This is a genomic window from Streptomyces cyslabdanicus (genome assembly GCF_052663305.1).
In genome coordinates, this window is the sequence record NZ_JBQRUW010000010.1 from 52131 (window position 1) to 69526 (window position 17396).

14 protein-coding genes are annotated in these 17396 nt (G+C 72.6%); 13 read left to right on the top strand and 1 reads right to left on the bottom strand.

Going from position 1 to position 17396, the window contains the following annotated elements; genetic code table 11:
• The first annotated feature begins 4 nt into the window (after positions 1 to 4).
• The 12 genes from ACTYVM_RS08005 (at position 5) to ACTYVM_RS08060 (ending at position 15027) form a co-directional block, all read left to right on the top strand.
• The gene (locus ACTYVM_RS08005; protein WP_445525222.1) at positions 5 to 1291 is read left to right on the top strand and encodes a dihydroorotase; all 1287 of its coding nucleotides are present in this window, start codon (positions 5 to 7) and stop codon (positions 1289 to 1291) included.
• Positions 1288 to 1881: a PH-like domain-containing protein gene (locus ACTYVM_RS08010; RefSeq protein ID WP_445525223.1), complete on the top strand. Its 594-nt coding sequence runs from the start codon at positions 1288 to 1290 to the stop codon at positions 1879 to 1881. The genes ACTYVM_RS08005 and ACTYVM_RS08010 overlap by 4 nt, the downstream gene beginning before the upstream one ends.
• Positions 1878 to 3035, top strand: coding sequence for a glutamine-hydrolyzing carbamoyl-phosphate synthase small subunit (gene carA / locus ACTYVM_RS08015; protein ID WP_400031523.1), 1158 nt, complete (start codon positions 1878 to 1880; stop codon positions 3033 to 3035). Before ACTYVM_RS08010 ends, carA begins: the two co-directional genes overlap by 4 nt.
• The gene (gene carB / locus ACTYVM_RS08020; RefSeq protein WP_445525224.1) at positions 3028 to 6336 is read left to right on the top strand and encodes a carbamoyl-phosphate synthase large subunit; all 3309 of its coding nucleotides are present in this window, start codon (positions 3028 to 3030) and stop codon (positions 6334 to 6336) included. Before carA ends, carB begins: the two co-directional genes overlap by 8 nt.
• Before the next feature lie 110 nt (positions 6337 to 6446).
• Positions 6447 to 7562, top strand: coding sequence for a quinone-dependent dihydroorotate dehydrogenase (locus ACTYVM_RS08025; protein ID WP_445525225.1), 1116 nt, complete (start codon positions 6447 to 6449; stop codon positions 7560 to 7562).
• Positions 7559 to 8404, top strand: a complete 846-nt coding sequence (gene pyrF, locus ACTYVM_RS08030; protein WP_400031518.1) for an orotidine-5'-phosphate decarboxylase — start codon at positions 7559 to 7561, stop codon at positions 8402 to 8404. The genes ACTYVM_RS08025 and pyrF overlap by 4 nt, the downstream gene beginning before the upstream one ends.
• 288 nt (positions 8405 to 8692) lie before the next feature.
• Positions 8693 to 9016 (top strand): integration host factor, encoded by a 324-nt coding sequence (locus ACTYVM_RS08035; protein WP_003977346.1) that lies wholly within the window; start codon positions 8693 to 8695, stop codon positions 9014 to 9016.
• Positions 9017 to 9074: 58 nt separating this feature from the next.
• Positions 9075 to 9668 (top strand): guanylate kinase, encoded by a 594-nt coding sequence (gene gmk / locus ACTYVM_RS08040; protein ID WP_445525226.1) that lies wholly within the window; start codon positions 9075 to 9077, stop codon positions 9666 to 9668.
• Positions 9669 to 9728: 60 nt separating this feature from the next.
• Entirely contained in the window at positions 9729 to 10001 is a 273-nt protein-coding gene (rpoZ, locus tag ACTYVM_RS08045; RefSeq protein WP_003977348.1) for a DNA-directed RNA polymerase subunit omega, read from the top strand.
• Positions 10002 to 10103: 102 nt separating this feature from the next.
• The gene (coaBC, locus tag ACTYVM_RS08050) at positions 10104 to 11306 is read left to right on the top strand and encodes a bifunctional phosphopantothenoylcysteine decarboxylase/phosphopantothenate--cysteine ligase CoaBC (RefSeq protein ID WP_400031515.1); all 1203 of its coding nucleotides are present in this window, start codon (positions 10104 to 10106) and stop codon (positions 11304 to 11306) included.
• 234 nt (positions 11307 to 11540) lie between these two features.
• Complete coding sequence (gene metK / locus ACTYVM_RS08055) at positions 11541 to 12764, top strand: methionine adenosyltransferase (protein ID WP_445525227.1); 1224 nt, start codon at positions 11541 to 11543, stop codon at positions 12762 to 12764.
• Between the two features lie 115 nt (positions 12765 to 12879).
• Positions 12880 to 15027, top strand: coding sequence for a primosomal protein N' (locus ACTYVM_RS08060; protein WP_445525228.1), 2148 nt, complete (start codon positions 12880 to 12882; stop codon positions 15025 to 15027).
• 511 nt (positions 15028 to 15538) lie between these two features.
• Here ACTYVM_RS08060 and ACTYVM_RS08065 read toward each other — a convergent pair.
• On the bottom strand, positions 15539 to 16090 hold the full coding sequence (locus ACTYVM_RS08065) for a hypothetical protein (protein ID WP_445525229.1): 552 nt from the start codon (positions 16088 to 16090) through the stop codon (positions 15539 to 15541).
• A 360-nt stretch (positions 16091 to 16450) separates the two neighbouring features.
• On the opposite strand from ACTYVM_RS08065, the gene fmt reads away from it, so the two are divergent.
• Positions 16451 to 17383, top strand: coding sequence for a methionyl-tRNA formyltransferase (gene fmt / locus ACTYVM_RS08070; protein ID WP_445525230.1), 933 nt, complete (start codon positions 16451 to 16453; stop codon positions 17381 to 17383).
• The last annotated feature ends 13 nt before the right edge of the window (positions 17384 to 17396 follow it).

Sequence of the window (17396 nt, forward strand, 5' to 3'; positions counted from 1 at the left end):
ACACATGAGCAAGATCCTGATCCGTGGTGCCAAGGTGCTCGGCGGCGCGCCGCAGGACGTCCTGATCGACGGCGAGGTCGTCGAAGCGGTCGGCACCGGGCTGTCCGGCGAGGGCGCCGAGATCGTCGAGGCCGACGGCAAGGTGCTGCTGCCGGGCCTGGTCGACCTGCACACCCACCTGCGCGAACCGGGCCGCGAGGACTCCGAGACCGTCCTGACCGGCACCCGGGCGGCCGCCTCCGGCGGCTTCACCGCCGTGTTCGCCATGGCCAACACCTTCCCGGTCGCCGACACCGCCGGCGTCGTCGAGCAGGTCTGGCGGCTGGGCCGGGAGCACGGCTACTGCGACGTGCGGCCCATCGGCGCCGTCACGGTCGGCCTGGAGGGCAGGAAGCTCGCCGAACTCGGCGCCATGCACGAGTCGGCCGCCGGGGTCACCGTCTTCTCCGACGACGGCAAGTGCGTCGACGACGCGGTGATCATGCGCCGGGCGCTGGAGTACGTGAAGGCCTTCGACGGCGTCGTCGCCCAGCACGCGCAGGAGCCGCGGCTGACCGAGGGCGCCCAGATGAACGAAGGCGTCGTCTCCGCCGAACTGGGCCTGGGCGGCTGGCCGGCCGTGGCCGAGGAGTCGGTCATCGCCCGCGACGTCCTGCTCGCCGAGCACGTCGGCTCCCGCGTCCACATCTGCCACCTGTCGACCGCGGGCAGCGTCGAGATCGTCCGCTGGGCCAAGTCCCGCGGCATCCAGGTCACCGCCGAGGTCACCCCGCACCACCTGCTCCTCACCGACGAGCTGGTGCGCACCTACAACCCGGTCTACAAGGTCAACCCGCCGCTGCGCACCGAGCGGGACGTGCACGCCCTGCGCGAGGCGCTCGCCGACGGCACCATCGACATCGTCGCCACCGACCACGCCCCGCACCCGCACGAGGACAAGGACTGCGAGTGGGCCGCGGCCGCCATGGGCATGGTCGGCCTGGAGACCGCCCTGTCGGTGGTCCAGGAGACCATGGTCGAGACCGGACTGCTGGACTGGGCGGGCGTCGCGGACCGCATGTCCTTCTCCCCGGCCCGGATCGGGCGGGCCACCGGCCACGGACGCCCCGTCTCGGCAGGTGAGCCCGCCAACCTCACGCTGGTCGACACGGCATACCGTGGGCAGGTGGACCCCGCGGGCTTCGCCTCACGCAGCCGCAACACCCCCTACGAGGGACGTGAGCTGCCGGGCCGTGTCACCCACACGTGGCTCCGGGGCAAGGCCACGCTCGTCGACGGGAAGCTCACGTGACACCTGCACCTCTGCTCGCAGCCGGGCTCGCGACCGAAGTCGCCGCGGAAGGGAAGTCGGCCGCGGTCACCGACTGGGCCGCCCGCATCGGCTGGCTGATCGGCCTCGTTCTCTTCATCGCCCTCGTCTACTGGCTGATGCGCGAGGGCTGGAAGTGGCGCGCCACCCTCCAGGGCGACCTGCCCGAACTGCCGAGCGCGCCGGAGGACCCCGGCCCGGCGACACTGACGATGACCGGCCGCTACCACGGCTCCACCACCGCCGGACAGTGGCTGGACCGCATCGTGGCGCGCGGCCTGGGCACCCGCAGCCGGGCCGAGCTGACCCTGACCGGCGCGGGCCTGGACGTGGTGCGCCCCGGAGCGGAGGACTTCTTCGTCCCGGCCGCGCGGCTGCGCGGCGCCCGGCTCGACAAGGGCATCGCCGGCAAGGTGCTCACCGAGGGCGGCCTGCTCGTCGTGACCTGGGAACACGGCGAACGCCTGATCGACTCCGGGTTCCGCTCCGACCGGGCGGCCGAGCACACCGAGTGGGTCGAGGCCCTCAACACCATGATCGAGAAGAACAGCACGGAAGGCGCCGAACGATGACCACCTCCACCAGGGGAACCTCGAGGGTTCCCGCCGTACTCGTCCTGGAGGACGGCCGGATCTTCCGCGGCCGTGCCTACGGGGCCGTGGGGGAGACGTTCGGCGAGGCCGTGTTCTCCACCGGCATGACCGGCTACCAGGAGACCCTCACCGACCCGTCGTACCACCGCCAGGTCGTCGTCATGACGGCCCCGCACGTCGGCAACACCGGCGTCAACGACGAGGACCCCGAGTCGAAGCGGATCTGGGTCTCCGGCTACGTGGTGCGCGACCCCGCCCGCCGGCCCTCCAACTGGCGTGCCCGGCGCACCCTGGACGAGGAGCTCGCCGCGCAGGGCGTCGTCGGGATCAGCGGCATCGACACCCGCGCCCTCACCCGCCACCTGCGCGACCGCGGCGCCATGCGCGTCGGCGTCTTCAGCGGGGAGGCCGTTCAGGACGACGCCACGCTGCTGGCCCGGGTCCTCGAGTCCCCCCGGATGGAGGGCGCGGACCTGTCCGCCGAGGTGGCCACCACGGAGGCGTACGTCGTTCCCGCGATCGGCGACAAGAAGTTCACCGTCGCGGCGATCGACCTCGGCATCAAGGGCATGACCCCGCACCGCATGGCCGAGCGCGGCATCGAGGTGCACGTGCTGCCCGCCACGGCCACGGTCGAGGACGTGTACGCGGTCGACCCCGACGGGGTGTTCTTCTCCAACGGCCCCGGCGACCCGGCCACCGCCGACCACGCCGTCTCCGTCATGCGGGGCGTCCTAGAGCGCGGCACGCCGCTGTTCGGCATCTGCTTCGGCAACCAGATCCTCGGCCGCGCGCTCGGCTTCGGCACCTACAAGCTCAAGTACGGCCACCGCGGCATCAACCAGCCGGTGCAGGACCGTACGACCGGCAAGGTCGAGGTCACCGCGCACAACCACGGCTTCGCCGTCGACGCCCCCGTCGACCGGGTCTCCGACACCCCCTTCGGCCGTGTCGAGGTCTCCCACGTCTGCCTCAATGACAACGTGGTGGAGGGCCTCCAACTGCTCGACAAGCCGGCCTTCAGCGTCCAGTACCACCCCGAAGCGGCCGCGGGACCCCACGACGCCGCCTACCTGTTCGACCGCTTCACGTCTTTGATGAGCACAGTCCCGATGGAGGGCCAGCGTGCCTAAGCGCACCGATATCCAGTCCGTCCTGGTCATCGGCTCCGGCCCGATCGTCATCGGCCAGGCCGCCGAGTTCGACTACTCCGGCACCCAGGCGTGCCGCGTCCTGAAGGCCGAGGGCCTCAGGGTCGTCCTCGTCAACTCCAACCCGGCGACGATCATGACCGACCCGGAGATCGCCGACGCCACCTACGTCGAGCCGATCACCCCGGAGTTCGTCGAGAAGATCATCGCCAAGGAGCGCCCCGACGCCCTGCTGCCCACCCTGGGCGGCCAGACCGCGCTCAACACCGCCATCTCGCTGCACGACAACGGCGTCCTGGAGAAGTACGGCGTCGAACTGATCGGCGCCAACGTCCAGGCCATCCACAAGGGCGAGGACCGCGACCAGTTCAAGTCCGTCGTGGAGGCCGTCCGGCGCAGGACCGGGCACGGCGAGTCCGCCCGCTCCGTGATCTGCCACACCATGGACGAGGTGATCGCCGGCGTCGACGAGCTCGGCGGCTACCCGGTCGTGGTCCGCCCCTCCTTCACCATGGGCGGCGCCGGCTCCGGCTTCGCGCACGACGAGGAGGAACTGCGCCGCATCGCCGGACAGGGCCTCACCCTCTCGCCGACCACCGAGGTGCTCCTGGAAGAGTCCATCCTCGGCTGGAAGGAGTACGAGCTGGAGCTGATGCGCGACAAGCACGACAACGTCGTGGTCGTCTGCTCCATCGAGAACTTCGACCCGATGGGCGTGCACACCGGCGACTCCATCACCGTCGCCCCTGCGATGACGCTGACCGACCGCGAGTACCAGATCCTGCGCGACATCGGCATCGCCGTCATCCGCGAGGTCGGCGTTGACACCGGCGGCTGCAACATCCAGTTCGCGGTCAACCCCGAGGACGGCCGGGTCATCGTCATCGAGATGAACCCGCGCGTGTCGCGGTCCTCCGCGCTCGCCTCCAAGGCGACCGGCTTCCCCATCGCCAAGATCGCCGCCAAGCTCGCCGTCGGCTACACCCTCGACGAGATCCCCAACGACATCACGCGCGAGACCCCGGCCTCCTTCGAGCCGACCCTCGACTACGTGGTCGTCAAGGCGCCCCGGTTCGCCTTCGAGAAGTTCCCGCAGGCCGACTCCACGCTGACCACCACCATGAAGTCGGTCGGCGAGGCCATGGCCATCGGCCGCAACTTCACCGAGGCCCTCCAGAAGGCGCTGCGCTCGCTGGAGAGGAAGGGCAGCCGGTTCACGTTCGTCGGCGAGCCCGGCGACAAGCACGAGATGCTCCGCGAGGCGGTCCGCCCGACCGACGGCCGGATCAACGCGGTCATGCAGGCCATTCGCGCGGGCGCCACGCCCGAGGAGGTCTTCGACGCCACGAAGATCGACCCGTGGTTCGTCGACCAGCTCTTCCTGATCAAGGAGATCGCCGACGAACTGGCCGAGGCGCCCGAGCTGACCGCCGAACTGCTCGCCGAGGCCAAGCGGCACGGCTTCTCCGACCAGCAGATCGCCGAGATCCGGGGCCTGCGCGAGGACGTGGTCCGCGAGGTGCGGCACGCCCTCGGCATCCGCCCGGTCTACAAGACGGTCGACACCTGCGCCGCCGAGTTCGCCGCGAAGACGCCGTACTTCTACTCCTCCTACGACGAGGAGAACGAGGTCGCCCCGCGCGAGAAGCCGGCGGTGATCATCCTGGGCTCCGGGCCCAACCGCATCGGCCAGGGCATCGAGTTCGACTACTCCTGCGTGCACGCCTCCTTCGCGCTGCACGACGCCGGGTACGAGACCGTGATGGTCAACTGCAACCCGGAGACCGTCTCCACCGACTACGACACCTCCGACCGGCTGTACTTCGAGCCGCTGACCCTCGAGGACGTCCTGGAGATCGTCCACGCGGAGCGGCAGGCCGGCCCGATCGCCGGAGTCGTCGTCCAGCTCGGCGGCCAGACCCCGCTGGGCCTGGCGCAGGCCCTGAAGGACAACGGCGTGCCGGTCGTCGGCACCTCGCCCGAGGCGATCCACGCGGCCGAGGACCGGGGCGCCTTCGGCCAGGTGCTGGCCGAGGCGGGCCTGCCGGCCCCCAAGCACGGCACCGCCACCACCTTCGCCCAGGCCAAGACCATCGCCGACGAGATCGGCTACCCGGTCCTGGTCCGCCCGTCCTACGTGCTGGGCGGCCGCGGCATGGAGATCGTCTACGACGAGGCGCGCCTGGAGGCGTACATCGCCGAGTCGACCGAGATCAGCCCCTCCCGCCCGGTGCTCGTCGACCGGTTCCTCGACGACGCCATAGAGATCGACGTCGACGCCCTCTACGACGGCGAGGAGCTGTACCTCGGCGGCGTCATGGAGCACATCGAGGAGGCCGGCATCCACTCCGGCGACTCGGCGTGCGCGCTCCCGCCGATCACGCTCGGCGGGTACGACATCAAGCGGCTGCGGGCCTCCACCGAGGCCATCGCGCGCGGTGTCGGGGTCCGGGGTCTGATCAACATCCAGTTCGCGCTGTCCGGCGACATCCTCTACGTCCTGGAGGCCAACCCGCGCGCCTCCCGTACGGTCCCCTTCACCTCCAAGGCGACCGCCGTGCCGCTCGCCAAGGCCGCCGCCCGGATCTCGCTGGGCGCGACCATCGCCGAGCTGCGCCAGGAGGGGCTGCTGCCGAAGAACGGCGACGGCGGCACGCTGCCGCTGGACGCGCCGATCTCCGTCAAGGAGGCCGTGCTGCCCTGGAGCCGCTTCCGGGACACCTCCGGACGCGGCGTGGACACTGTTCTCGGCCCCGAGATGCGCTCCACCGGCGAGGTCATGGGCATCGACTCCGTCTTCGGTACCGCGTACGCCAAGTCGCAGGCCGGGGCCTACGGCCCGCTGCCGACCAAGGGCCGCGCCTTCATCTCGGTCGCCAACCGGGACAAGCGCTCGATGATCTTCCCGGCCCGTGAGCTGGTCGCCCACGGCTTCGAGCTGCTCGCCACCTCCGGCACGGCCGAGGTGCTCAAGCGCAACGGCATCAACGCCACGGTGGTGCGCAAGCAGTCCCAGGGCACCGGACCGAACGGCGAGCGGACCATCGTCCAGCTCATCCACGACGGCGAGGTCGACCTCATCGTCAACACCCCGTACGGCACCGGCGGCCGCCTCGACGGCTACGAGATCCGCACCGCGGCCGTGGCGCGCTCCGTGCCGTGCCTGACGACGGTCCAGGCGCTGGCCGCGGCGGTCCAGGGCATCGACGCCCTCCACCGCGGCGACGTGGGGGTCCGCTCCCTCCAGGAACACGCGGGATTCCTGACCGCGACCCGCGACTAGCGATCCCGAGGGGGACACCGGAAACGGTGTCCCCCTCTTCACGAGGACCCCAGGGGACCCATGAGGCCCCCGGGACAGCCGAGGACACCCGAGGACTCAGTGACCCAGTGATGTACAAGCTTTTCTTCCGCCTGTTCTTCCAGCGGACGGACCCGGAGCAGGCGCACCACCTGGCCTTCCGCTGGATCCGGCTCGCCGCCCGCGTCCCGGTGCTGCGCACCTTCGCCGCCGCCGTGCTCGCCCCCCGCCACAAGGAGCTGCGCACCGAGGCCCTCGGCCTGCGGATGCACGGCCCGTTCGGGCTCGCCGCCGGCTTCGACAAGAACGCCGTGGCGATCGACGGGATGTCGATGCTCGGCTTCGACCACGTCGAGATCGGCACGGTCACGGGGGAGCCGCAGCCCGGCAACCCGAGGAAGCGGCTTTTCCGGCTGGTCGAGGACCGCGCCCTGATCAACCGGATGGGCTTCAACAACGAGGGCTCGCTCGCCGTCGCCGCGCGCCTGGCCTCGCGCACGCCCGTGTTCAGGACCGTCGTCGGCGTCAACATCGGCAAGACCAAGGTCGTCCCGGAGGAGGAGGCCGTCGCCGACTACGTGAAGTCCGCCGAGCGGCTGGCCCCGTACGCCGACTACCTGGTCGTCAACGTCTCCTCCCCGAACACCCCCGGTCTGCGCGACCTCCAGGCCACCGAGGCGCTGCGCCCGCTGCTCGGCGCCGTGCGCGAGGCCGCCGACCGTGCCGTGCCGGGGCGCCGGGTGCCGCTGCTCGTGAAGATCGCGCCGGACCTCGCCGACGAGGACGTCGACGCCGTCGCCGACCTCGCCGTGGAGCTGGGCCTGGACGGGATCATCGCCACCAACACCACCATCGCGCGCGAGGGACTCGGCCTGACGTCCGCGCCCTCGCTGGTGAAGGAGACCGGCGGGCTCTCGGGCGCGCCGCTGAAGGCACGCTCCCTCCAGGTGCTGCGCCGCCTCTACGCGCGCGTGGGCGACCGCATCACCCTGGTCGGCGTCGGCGGCATCGAGAACGCCGAGGACGCCTGGCAGCGCATCCTGGCCGGCGCCACCCTGGTCCAGGGCTACAGCGCCTTCATCTACCAGGGGCCCCTCTGGAGCCGCGCGATCCACAAGGGGCTCGCCGCGCGCCTGCGGACCAGCCCGTACCCCACCCTCGCCGACGCGGTCGGCGCCGACGTAAGGAAGGCAGGCCGGACGGCATGAGCCCGGTGGAACCCTTCGGCGCGCGTCTGCGCCGTGCCATGGACGAGCGCGGCCCGCTGTGCGTCGGCATCGACCCGCACGCCTCGCTGCTCGCCGAGTGGGGCCTGAACGACGACGTGGCCGGTCTGGAGCGGTTCAGCCGCACCGTGGTGGAGGCACTGGCCGGCCGGGTGGCCGCCCTGAAGCCGCAGAGCGCCTTCTACGAGCGCTTCGGCTCGCGCGGCCTCGCCGTCCTGGAGAAGTCCGTCGAGGAGGCCCGGGCGGCCGGTGCGCTGGTCGTCATGGACGCCAAGCGCGGCGACATCGGCTCGACCATGGCCGCCTACGCCGAGTCGTTCCTGCGCAAGGACGCGCCGCTGTTCTCGGACGCGCTCACCGTCTCCCCGTACCTCGGTTACGGGTCGCTGCGGCCCGCGGTCGACCTGGCGCGGGAGAGCGGCGCGGGCCTGTTCGTGCTGGCGCTGACCTCCAACCCGGAGGGCGCCGAGGTCCAGCACGCCGTGCGGCCCGACGGCCGCACCGTCGGCGCGACCGTGCTCGCGCACCTCGCCGAGGAGAACGCGGGGCAGGCCCCGCTCGGGTCCTTCGGCGCGGTGGTGGGGGCCACGCTGGGCGACCTGTCGTCGTACGACCTGGACATGGGCGGGCCGCTGCTCGCGCCGGGGATCGGCGCGCAGGGAGCGACGCCGGCCGATCTTCCCCGGGTGTTCGGTTCCGCGGTGCGCAACGTGGTCCCGAGCGTCAGCCGGGGTGTTCTGCGTCACGGTCCCGAGGTGGGGGCGCTGCGGGGTGCCGCGGAGCGCTTCGCTCAGGAGATCAGGACCGCGGTGACCGGTGGCTGAGTCCCCGAGTGGACGGCTCGGGGTCCACCTGAGTCTGGATACATCCTCAAATCCGGGGCATTATGTCCTAAATGCCCGGCCTGGCGGAGGCTGACCAGGACTTTTCCTCTGTTCTCGCTGACTCTGGCGGACGGGACCGCTAGTCTCCGTCGAGTGGGGGCGCCTCCCACGCCCTCAAGGTAGTGGGGGAGACCGGGCAAGCGTGTTGCTCGTGCCTCCCCAGGTGTGGGGCGACTAGGTTCCTCACCGGTCCGTATCCGACAGTTCGACATCCGAGGTGACGTAGGCGTGGCTCTTCCGCCCCTAACCCCTGAACAGCGCGCAGCCGCGCTCGAAAAGGCCGCCGCGGCTCGCCGGGAGCGGGCCGAGGTCAAGAATCGACTCAAGCACTCCGGCGCCTCCCTGCACGAGGTCATCAAGCAGGGTCAGGAGAACGACGTCATCGGCAAGATGAAGGTCTCCGCCCTCCTTGAGTCCCTGCCGGGCGTGGGCAAGGTCCGCGCCAAGCAGATCATGGAGCGGCTCGGCATTTCCGAGAGCCGTCGCGTGCGCGGCCTCGGGTCCAACCAGATCGCTTCCCTGGAGCGCGAGTTCGGCAGCACCGGCTCCTGAGTCCGGGGGCTGAGGACTCGCGTCCCGGGCACCGCGCGATTGCTGGAATAATCGGCGCATGGCTGTAACACCCCGGGGCGCGACCCCCGTACCCCCGGACGCACGTCCGCGGCTGACCGTGCTCTCCGGCCCCTCCGGGGTCGGCAAGAGCACGGTCGTCGCCCATATGCGCAAGGAACACCCCGAGGTCTGGCTGTCGGTGTCGGCGACGACCCGCAGGCCCCGCCCCGGTGAGCAGCACGGCGTCCACTACTTCTTCGTCACCGACGAGGAGATGGACAAGATGATCGCCAACGGTGAGCTGCTGGAGTGGGCCGAGTTCGCGGGCAACCGCTACGGCACACCGCGCGCCGCCGTGCTCGAGCATCTGGAGTCGGGTGTGCCGGTGCTGCTGGAGATCGACCTCCAGGGCGCCCGGCAGGTCCGCGAGTCCATGCCCGAGGGCCGGCTGGTGTTCCTGGCTCCCCCCTCCTGGGACGAGCTCGTGCGCCGGCTCACCGGACGGGGGACCGAGGCGCCCGAGGTGATTGAACGACGCCTTGAGGCGGCGAAGATCGAACTCGCGGCCGAACCGGAGTTCGACGAGACCCTGGTCAACACCTCCGTCGAGGGCGTGGCTCGCGAGCTGCTAGCCTTGATGGACGTTGTGTGATCGTGAGTGACCGTGACGGTCGCACCAACTGATTCTTTCCCATCCATCGGAAGGTAGAGCGTGTCCTCTTCCATCTCCGCGCCCGAGGGCATCATCAACCCGCCGATCGACGAGCTCCTCGAGGCCACCGACTCGAAGTACAGCCTCGTGATCTACGCGGCCAAGCGGGCCCGCCAGATCAACGCGTACTACTCGCAGCTCGGCGAGGGCCTCCTCGAGTACGTCGGTCCGCTCGTCGACACCCACGTCCACGAGAAGCCGCTCTCCATCGCCCTGCGCGAGATCAACGCGGGTCTGCTGACGTCCGAGGCCATCGAGGGGCCCGCGCAGTAGTACGTTCAGACTGCGGTTGACTTGTCCACAGGCCCGGCAGCGCGACTGCCGGGCCTGTGGTGTGTCATGGGGGAAGTACGTTTCCTAGCCCGGGGAGAGACGGTGGACAAGCCCAAGGTCGTTCTGGGGGTCGGTGGCGGCATCGCCGCCTACAAGGCGTGCGAGCTGCTGCGCCGGCTGACCGAGTCCGGTCACGACGTGCGGGTGGTGCCGACCGCCTCCGCGCTGCACTTCGTCGGCGCCGCGACCTGGTCGGCCCTGTCCGGCCACCCCGTCTCCACCGAGGTCTGGGACGACGTCCACGAGGTGCCGCACGTGCGCATCGGGCAACAGGCCGACCTGGTGGTCGTCGCCCCCGCCACCGCCGACATGCTCGCCAGGGCGGCCCACGGCCTCGCCGACGACCTGCTGACCAACACCCTGCTCACCGCCCGCTGCCCGGTGGTCTTCGCCCCCGCGATGCACACCGAGATGTGGGAGCACCCGGCCACCCAGGACAACGTGGCGACGCTGCGCCGCCGCGGTGCCGTCGTCGTCGAACCCGCGGTCGGCCGGCTGACCGGCGTCGACACCGGAAAGGGCCGGCTGCCCGACCCGGCGGAGATCTTCGAGGTCTGCCGCCGCGTGCTCGCCCGGGGCGCCGCCGAGCCCGACCTCGCCGGACGCCATGTCGTCGTCAGCGGCGGCGGCACCCGCGAGCCCCTCGACCCCGTCCGGTTCCTAGGCAACCGTTCCTCCGGCAAGCAGGGCTACGCCCTCGCGCGCACGGCGGCGGCCCGCGGGGCCCGAGTCACGCTCGTCGCCGCCAACACCGCCCTGCCGGACCCGGCGGGCGTGGACGTCGTCCGGGTCGGCACGGCCGTGCAGTTGCGGGAGGCGGTACTGAAGGCCGCCGCGGACGCCGACGCGGTGGTCATGGCCGCCGCGGTCGCCGACTTCCGCCCCGCGACCTACGCGGCCGGCAAGATCAAGAAAAAGGACGGTCAGGACCCCGAGCCCGTCGCACTGGTGCGCAATCCGGACATCCTCGCGGAGATATCAGCCGAACGGGCGCGGCCCGGACAGGTGATCGTGGGCTTCGCCGCGGAGACCGACGACGTCCTCGCCAACGGGCGCAAGAAGCTCGCGCGCAAGGGCTGCGACCTGCTCGTGGTCAACGAGGTGGGGGAGCGCAGGACCTTCGGGGCGGAGGACAACGAGGCCGTGGTGCTGGCCGCCGACGGCGGCGAGACTCCCGTGCCGCACGGCCCGAAGGAAGCGCTGGCCGACACCGTGTGGGACCTGGTGGCGGCCCGGCTGGGCTGAGCGCTCGCCCGGTACGGCCGCTCGAAGCTCGAAGCCCGGCGCGTGGCGACTCTGGTCAAGGTCGCCGGGCTTCGGCAGAATGCCCGTGCCGCAGCTCACAGCGCTCCCGAGAGGCGAGACAGGTGGGCCGGTGGCCGAGCGCGACCGATAAACTGTTCTCGGATGACGCCGGGCGCAGCCCCGTGCCCGTCCGCCAATGATCAGCCAGCAGCCGCTGCAACCCCAGGGAGCGTTGTGTCCCGTCGCCTGTTCACCTCGGAGTCCGTGACCGAGGGTCACCCCGACAAGATCGCTGACCAGATCAGCGACACCATTCTCGACGCGCTTCTGCGCGAGGACCCGACCTCCCGGGTCGCCGTGGAGACACTGATCACCACCGGCCTGGTGCACGTGGCCGGCGAGGTCACGACCAAGACCTACGCGGACATCGCGACCCTGGTCCGCGACAAGATCCTCGAGATCGGCTACGACTCCTCCAAGAAGGGCTTCGACGGCGCCTCCTGCGGCGTGTCCGTCTCGATCGGCGCGCAGTCCCCCGACATCGCACAGGGCGTGGACACGGCGTACGAGTCGCGGATCGAGGGCGGCGCCGCGGGCGACGACGTCGACGAGCTGGACCAGCAGGGCGCGGGCGACCAGGGGCTGATGTTCGGCTACGCCTCCGACGAGACCCCGACGCTGATGCCGCTGCCGATCTTCCTGGCGCACCGGCTGTCCAAGCGCCTGTCGGACGTGCGCAAGAACGGCACGATCCCCTACCTGCGCCCGGACGGCAAGACCCAGGTCACCATCGAGTACGACGGGGACAAGGCGATCCGCCTGGACACCGTGGTCGTCTCCTCGCAGCACGCCTCCGACATCGACCTGGAGTCGCTGCTGGCGCCCGACATCCGCGAGTTCGTCGTCGAGCCGGAGCTGAAGGCGCTGCTGGACGACGGCATCAAGCTGGACACCGAGGGCTACCGGCTGCTGGTCAACCCCACCGGCCGGTTCGAGATCGGCGGCCCGATGGGCGACGCCGGACTGACCGGCCGCAAGATCATCATCGACACCTACGGCGGCATGGCCCGCCACGGCGGCGGCGCCTTCTCGGGCAAGGACCCGTCCAAGGTGGACCGCTCGGCCGCGTACGCGATGCGCTGGGTCGCGAAGAACGTGGTGGCGGCGGGCCTGGCCTCCCGCTGCGAGGTCCAGGTCGCCTACGCGATCGGCAAGGCCGAGCCGGTGGGCCTGTTCGTGGAGACCTTCGGCACCCACAAGGTGGAGCCCGAGAAGATCGAGAAGGCGATCGACGAGGTCTTCGACCTGCGTCCGGCCGCCATCATCCGCGACCTCGACCTGCTCCGCCCGATCTACGCCCAGACCGCCGCCTACGGCCACTTCGGCCGCGAGCTGCCCGACTTCACCTGGGAGCGCACGGACCGCGTCGACGCGCTGCGCGAGGCGGCGGGCCTGTAGGACCCGGGGGCCGCGGACCCCTGGCTGCCGCGAGACCTGAGCGAGGCCCGGACCCCTGGTGGGTCCGGGCCTCGCTCGTCGTCGGCTGTCGGTCCCGTTTGGTAAGAATGCAAGCGTGAGCAGCGAGAACGGGACGGGGGACGGCGGGGCCGCCGGGGCGCCGCCGGAGCAGCTTGCGCTCATCCGGGAGAGCGTGCGCAAGGCGAAGGAGCCGCGGGCCAAGCCGCGCACCTGGCGTGGAGCCGCGCTGGCCGGGGAGCTGCCCGTGGCGCGCGTGCTGGTCGACAAGGGCGCACTGCACCTCGACCGGTACTTCGACTACGCCGTACCCGCCGAACTGGACGCCGACGCGCGGCCCGGGGTGCGGGTGCGCGTGCGGTTCGGAGCCGGACGGCACCGCGTGCGCGAGGGCCGGCGCGAGGGCGGCGGCCTCATCGACGGGTACCTGATCGAGCGCCGGGCCGAGTCCGACTACGCGGGGCCGCTGGCCGCGCTCGCCCAGGTCGTGTCGCCCGAGCCCGTGCTCAGCGAGGAACTGCTCGCTCTGGCGCGGGCCGTCGCCGACCGGTACGCGGGCAGCGTCGCCGACGTCCTGCAACTCGCGGTGCCGCCGCGCAGGGCGCGGGCCGAGGAACGGCCCTCGCCCGCACCGCTGCCACCGCCGCCCGCACCCGACGCGGGTTCCTGGGCGCGGTACGAGCAGGGGGCCGCGTTCGTGCGGGCCCTGGCCGCGGGCGGCTCGCCGCGTGCCGTGTGGAACGCGCTGCCCGGGCCCGAGTGGAGCGGGGAGCTGGCCCGCGCCGTCGCCGCCGCGCTCGCCTCGGGGCGCGGTGCGCTCGTCGTCGTACCGGACGGGCGGGCCGCCGCCCGGGTCGACGCCGAGCTGACGGCCCTCCTGGGCGAGGGGCGGCACGCGCTGCTCACCGCCGACGCGGGGCCGGAGAAGCGGTACCGGCAGTGGCTCGCCGTGCGCCGGGGGTCCGTGCGGGCCGTCGTCGGCACCCGGGCGGCCATGTTCGCGCCGGTGCGGGACCTCGGTCTTGTCGCGCTCTGGGACGACGGGGACGACAGCCACAGCGAGCAGCACGCGCCGCAGCCGCACGCCCGCGAGGTGCTGCTGCTGCGCGCCGCGCAGGACAAGTGCGGTTTCCTGCTGGGTGGTTGGAGCTGCACGGTGGAGGCGGCGCAGCTCGTCGAGAGCGGCTGGGCCCGGCCGCTCGTCGCCGCGAGGGAACAGGTGCGGCGGGCGGCTCCGCTCGTACGCACGGTGGGCGACGCCGATCTCGCCCGGGACGAGGCCGCGCGGGCGGCACGGCTGCCCTCGCTCGCCTGGCAGGCGGCCAGGGAGGGGCTGCGGCACGGGCCTGTCCTGGTGCAGGTGCCCCGCCGGGGTTACGTACCGCGGATGGCCTGCGCGCAGTGCCGGGCGCCCGCGCGGTGCCGGCACTGCTCGGGGCCCCTCCAGGGGCAGGACGCGGGGGCCCTCGGCTGCGACTGGTGCGGGCGGGAGGAGTCCGCCTGGCACTGCCCGGAGTGCGGTTCGTTCCGGCTGCGGGCCCAGATCGTCGGAGCCCGGCGGACCGCAGAGGAACTGGGCCGGGCGTTCCCGTCCGTACCGGTGCGGACCTCGGGGCGCGAGCACGTGCTGGACACGGTGCCGGGGACACCCGCGCTGGTGGTGAGCACCCCGGGCGCCGAGCCGGTCGCCGAGGGCGGGTACGCGGCGGCCCTGCTCCTGGACGGCTGGGCCATGCTCGGGCGGCCCGATCTGCGGGCGGGCGAGGACGCGCTGCGGCGCTGGATCGCGGGGGCCGCGCTCGTGCGGCCGCAGCCGGCGGGCGGCACCGTGGTCGTCGTCGCCGAACCGACCCTGCGCCCGGTGCAGGCGCTGGTGCGCTGGGATCCGGTCGGTCACGCCCTGCGGGAGCTGTCCGAGCGCGCCGAACTCGGTTTCCCCCCGGTGTCCCGTATGGCGGCCGTGTCGGGCCCGGCGGAGGCGGTGGAGGACTTCCTTCCCGCCGTCGAACTGCCGCGCGAGGCGGAGGTGTTGGGCCCTGTCCCGCTGCCGGTCACGCCGCCGGGCCGCCCTCGGCGCTCCGGCGCGCCGCCACCCGGTGAACACTGGACGCGGGCCCTGATCCGCGTCCCGCCCGGCAGTGGAGCCGCCCTGGCCTCCGCCCTGAAGTCCGCCCAGGCGGCCCGTATGGCCCGTGGAACCCAGGACCCGGTCTGGATACGCGTCGACCCACCGGACATCGGCTGACTCGGCGACGCCCGCGCGGGGAACGGGAACGTCCGCCCCGGTACGGCCGCTCGCCGAAGAGCCGTGCTCGGGCCCGGCCGTGGGCGAGCAGGGGGCCGAGTTCGCGTGCGGCGCGGGCGGGTCGCGGCGGACGGATCGCCGGGTCGCCGCTCGGGTCGGGTGATCGGGGCGCACGGTGGGGCCGGTGCGGGGTGCCGTCCTTTGTCCTTGGGCGTGCCGTTGTCCCTGGGGTGTGCCGTGCGTCCCGAGGGCTCGGCTGCGCCCCGAGTGCTCGACGCGGCGGCCGAGGCGGGACCGTGTCGTACCGGCCGGCACGGGCCCCGTCGGGCAGCCCGGCGGCCGTATGTCCGGAGCCGCGAAAGCGCCGCCATGGTGTGCGGGATGTCCGGGGTGCCCGGTCGCGCGGGGGCCGCGCGAGGGGGAGCCGACGGGTGCCGTCGATGCCCGGTCGCCGGGGGAGGTCGAGGACCCTCCCGGTTGCCCGCCGGGAGGGGCGCGCGAGAAGGGGCGTTCAGCCGTTGCGCGGACCGGGGAAGGCGGTGGGGCGGGGCTCCTCGCGCAGGGACGGACTGCCGGCCGTCGGCTGGGTCGGCATGGAGCGGGCCGCGGGGACTGTGGGCACTGCGGGGACCGCGGGGATGCCGGCGCCGACGTTGACCGTACGGGTGCCCGTCGGCTCCGGGGCCCGCTCGGTCTCCGCGGCGGCCTGGGCCGCCGCGCGGCGGGCGCCGTAACGCCGGTGGACCGCCTGCTTGGTGACACCGAGGGCCGAGCCGACGGCGTCCCAGGAGAAGCCGAGCGAGCGGTCGAAGTCCACGGCGGCCGTGACCAGGGTTTCGACACTGTCGCGCAGTTCCTGCGCGAGACGGACGGTCGGGGCGGGGGCACGCCCGTAGACGACGAAGCCCGTGGAGGGGCCGGAGCGGCGCGGGCGGTAGACGTTGCCCAACTGGGCGGTGAGCGTGCGCAGCGCGTCCACCTGCCGGCGGACCCGCTCGATGTCCCGCACCAGCAGATGCAGGCTGGCCCGGGCCTGGGCGTCGTGGGTTGCGTGGTCGGCCATGAACAAGCCTCTCGAACCGGCGTTGAAAGGAATCGGGCCGAGCAGCCGGCCCACTGTGGTCAACTCTTTCTTGACCAACGCGCTTGCGCTCCACGGGTCACGGTGTGGGGGCGTAGGGACACATACGTACGCCCCCGCGCGCCGGGCGCGCGCTGCGCGACCGCCGACGGTCCTCACCGTCCGCCCCCCGACACCTGCCGCCCCGTCGCCTGCCGCCCCCGCCGTCCCGTCTTGTCGCCCGCTTGCCGCCCGCTCGCCGTCCGCGGCCCCGCCCTGCCTGTCGGCCACGGCTTCCGGCACGTGGCCATAGACTGGTGCGCTGCCCGCCGTCCATCCCGCCCGAGAGGCCCAGCCCACCTCATGAAGCTCGTCTTCGCCGGTACCCCCGAGGTCGCCGTTCCCGCCCTGGACGCCCTGCTCGCCTCCGGGCGGCACGAGGTGGCCGCCGTCGTCACCCGGCCCGACGCGCCGGCCGGACGCGGGCGCAGGCTGGTCGCGAGCCCGGTCGCCGAACGGGCGGAGGAGGCCGGGATCGAGGTGCTCAAGCCGGTCAAGCCGCGGGACCCGGAGTTCCTGGAGCGGCTCAGGGAGATCGCCCCGGACTGCTGCCCGGTCGTCGCCTACGGTGCCCTGCTGCCCAGGGCGGCCCTCGACATCCCCGCCCACGGCTGGGTCAACCTGCACTTCTCCCTTCTGCCCGCCTGGCGTGGCGCCGCCCCCGCGCAGCACTCCCTCATGGCCGGGGACCAGATCACCGGCGCGTCCACCTTCCTCATCGAGGAAGGACTCGACTCCGGCCCGGTCTACGGCACCGTCACCGAGGAGATCCGGCCCACCGACACCAGCGGCGACCTGCTCACCCGGCTCGCCTTCGCCGGGTCCGGACTGCTCGCCGCGACCATGGACGGCATCGAGGACGGCACCCTCAAGGCCGTGCCGCAGCCGGCCGAGGGCGTCACCCTCGCCCCCAAGATCACCGTCGAGGACGCCCACGTCGACTGGACGGCCCCCGCCCTGCGCGTGGACCGCGTGGTGCGCGGCTGCACACCGGCGCCCGGCGCCTGGACCACGTTCCGCGGCGAGCGGCTCAAGCTGATCCAGGCCGCCTTGGCGCCGCAGCGCACCGACCTCGCCCCGGGCGCGCTCGCCGTCGGCAAGAACAGCGTCCACGTCGGCACCGGTTCGTACGCCGTCGAGCTGTTGTGGGTGCAGGCCCAGGGCAAGAAGCCGATGCGGGCGGCGGACTGGGCGCGCGGGGCGCGCATCGCGGAGGGCGAGGCGCTCGGGGGCTGACCTGGCGGCCCGG

Excerpts from the sequence above, each read along its gene's own strand:
- carA (WP_400031523.1), top strand. The coding sequence starts at position 1,878 with ATGACCACCTCCACCAGGGGAACCTCGAGGGTTCCCGCCGTACTCGTC.
- gmk (WP_445525226.1), top strand. The coding sequence starts at position 9,075 with ATGGCTGTAACACCCCGGGGCGCGACCCCCGTACCCCCGGACGCACGT.
- ACTYVM_RS08025 (WP_445525225.1), top strand. The coding sequence starts at position 6,447 with ATGTACAAGCTTTTCTTCCGCCTGTTCTTCCAGCGGACGGACCCGGAG.
- ACTYVM_RS08005 (WP_445525222.1), top strand. The coding sequence starts at position 5 with ATGAGCAAGATCCTGATCCGTGGTGCCAAGGTGCTCGGCGGCGCGCCG.
- ACTYVM_RS08065 (WP_445525229.1), bottom strand. The coding sequence starts at position 16,090 with ATGGCCGACCACGCAACCCACGACGCCCAGGCCCGGGCCAGCCTGCAT.
- pyrF (WP_400031518.1), top strand. The coding sequence starts at position 7,559 with ATGAGCCCGGTGGAACCCTTCGGCGCGCGTCTGCGCCGTGCCATGGAC.
- fmt (WP_445525230.1), top strand. The coding sequence starts at position 16,451 with ATGAAGCTCGTCTTCGCCGGTACCCCCGAGGTCGCCGTTCCCGCCCTG.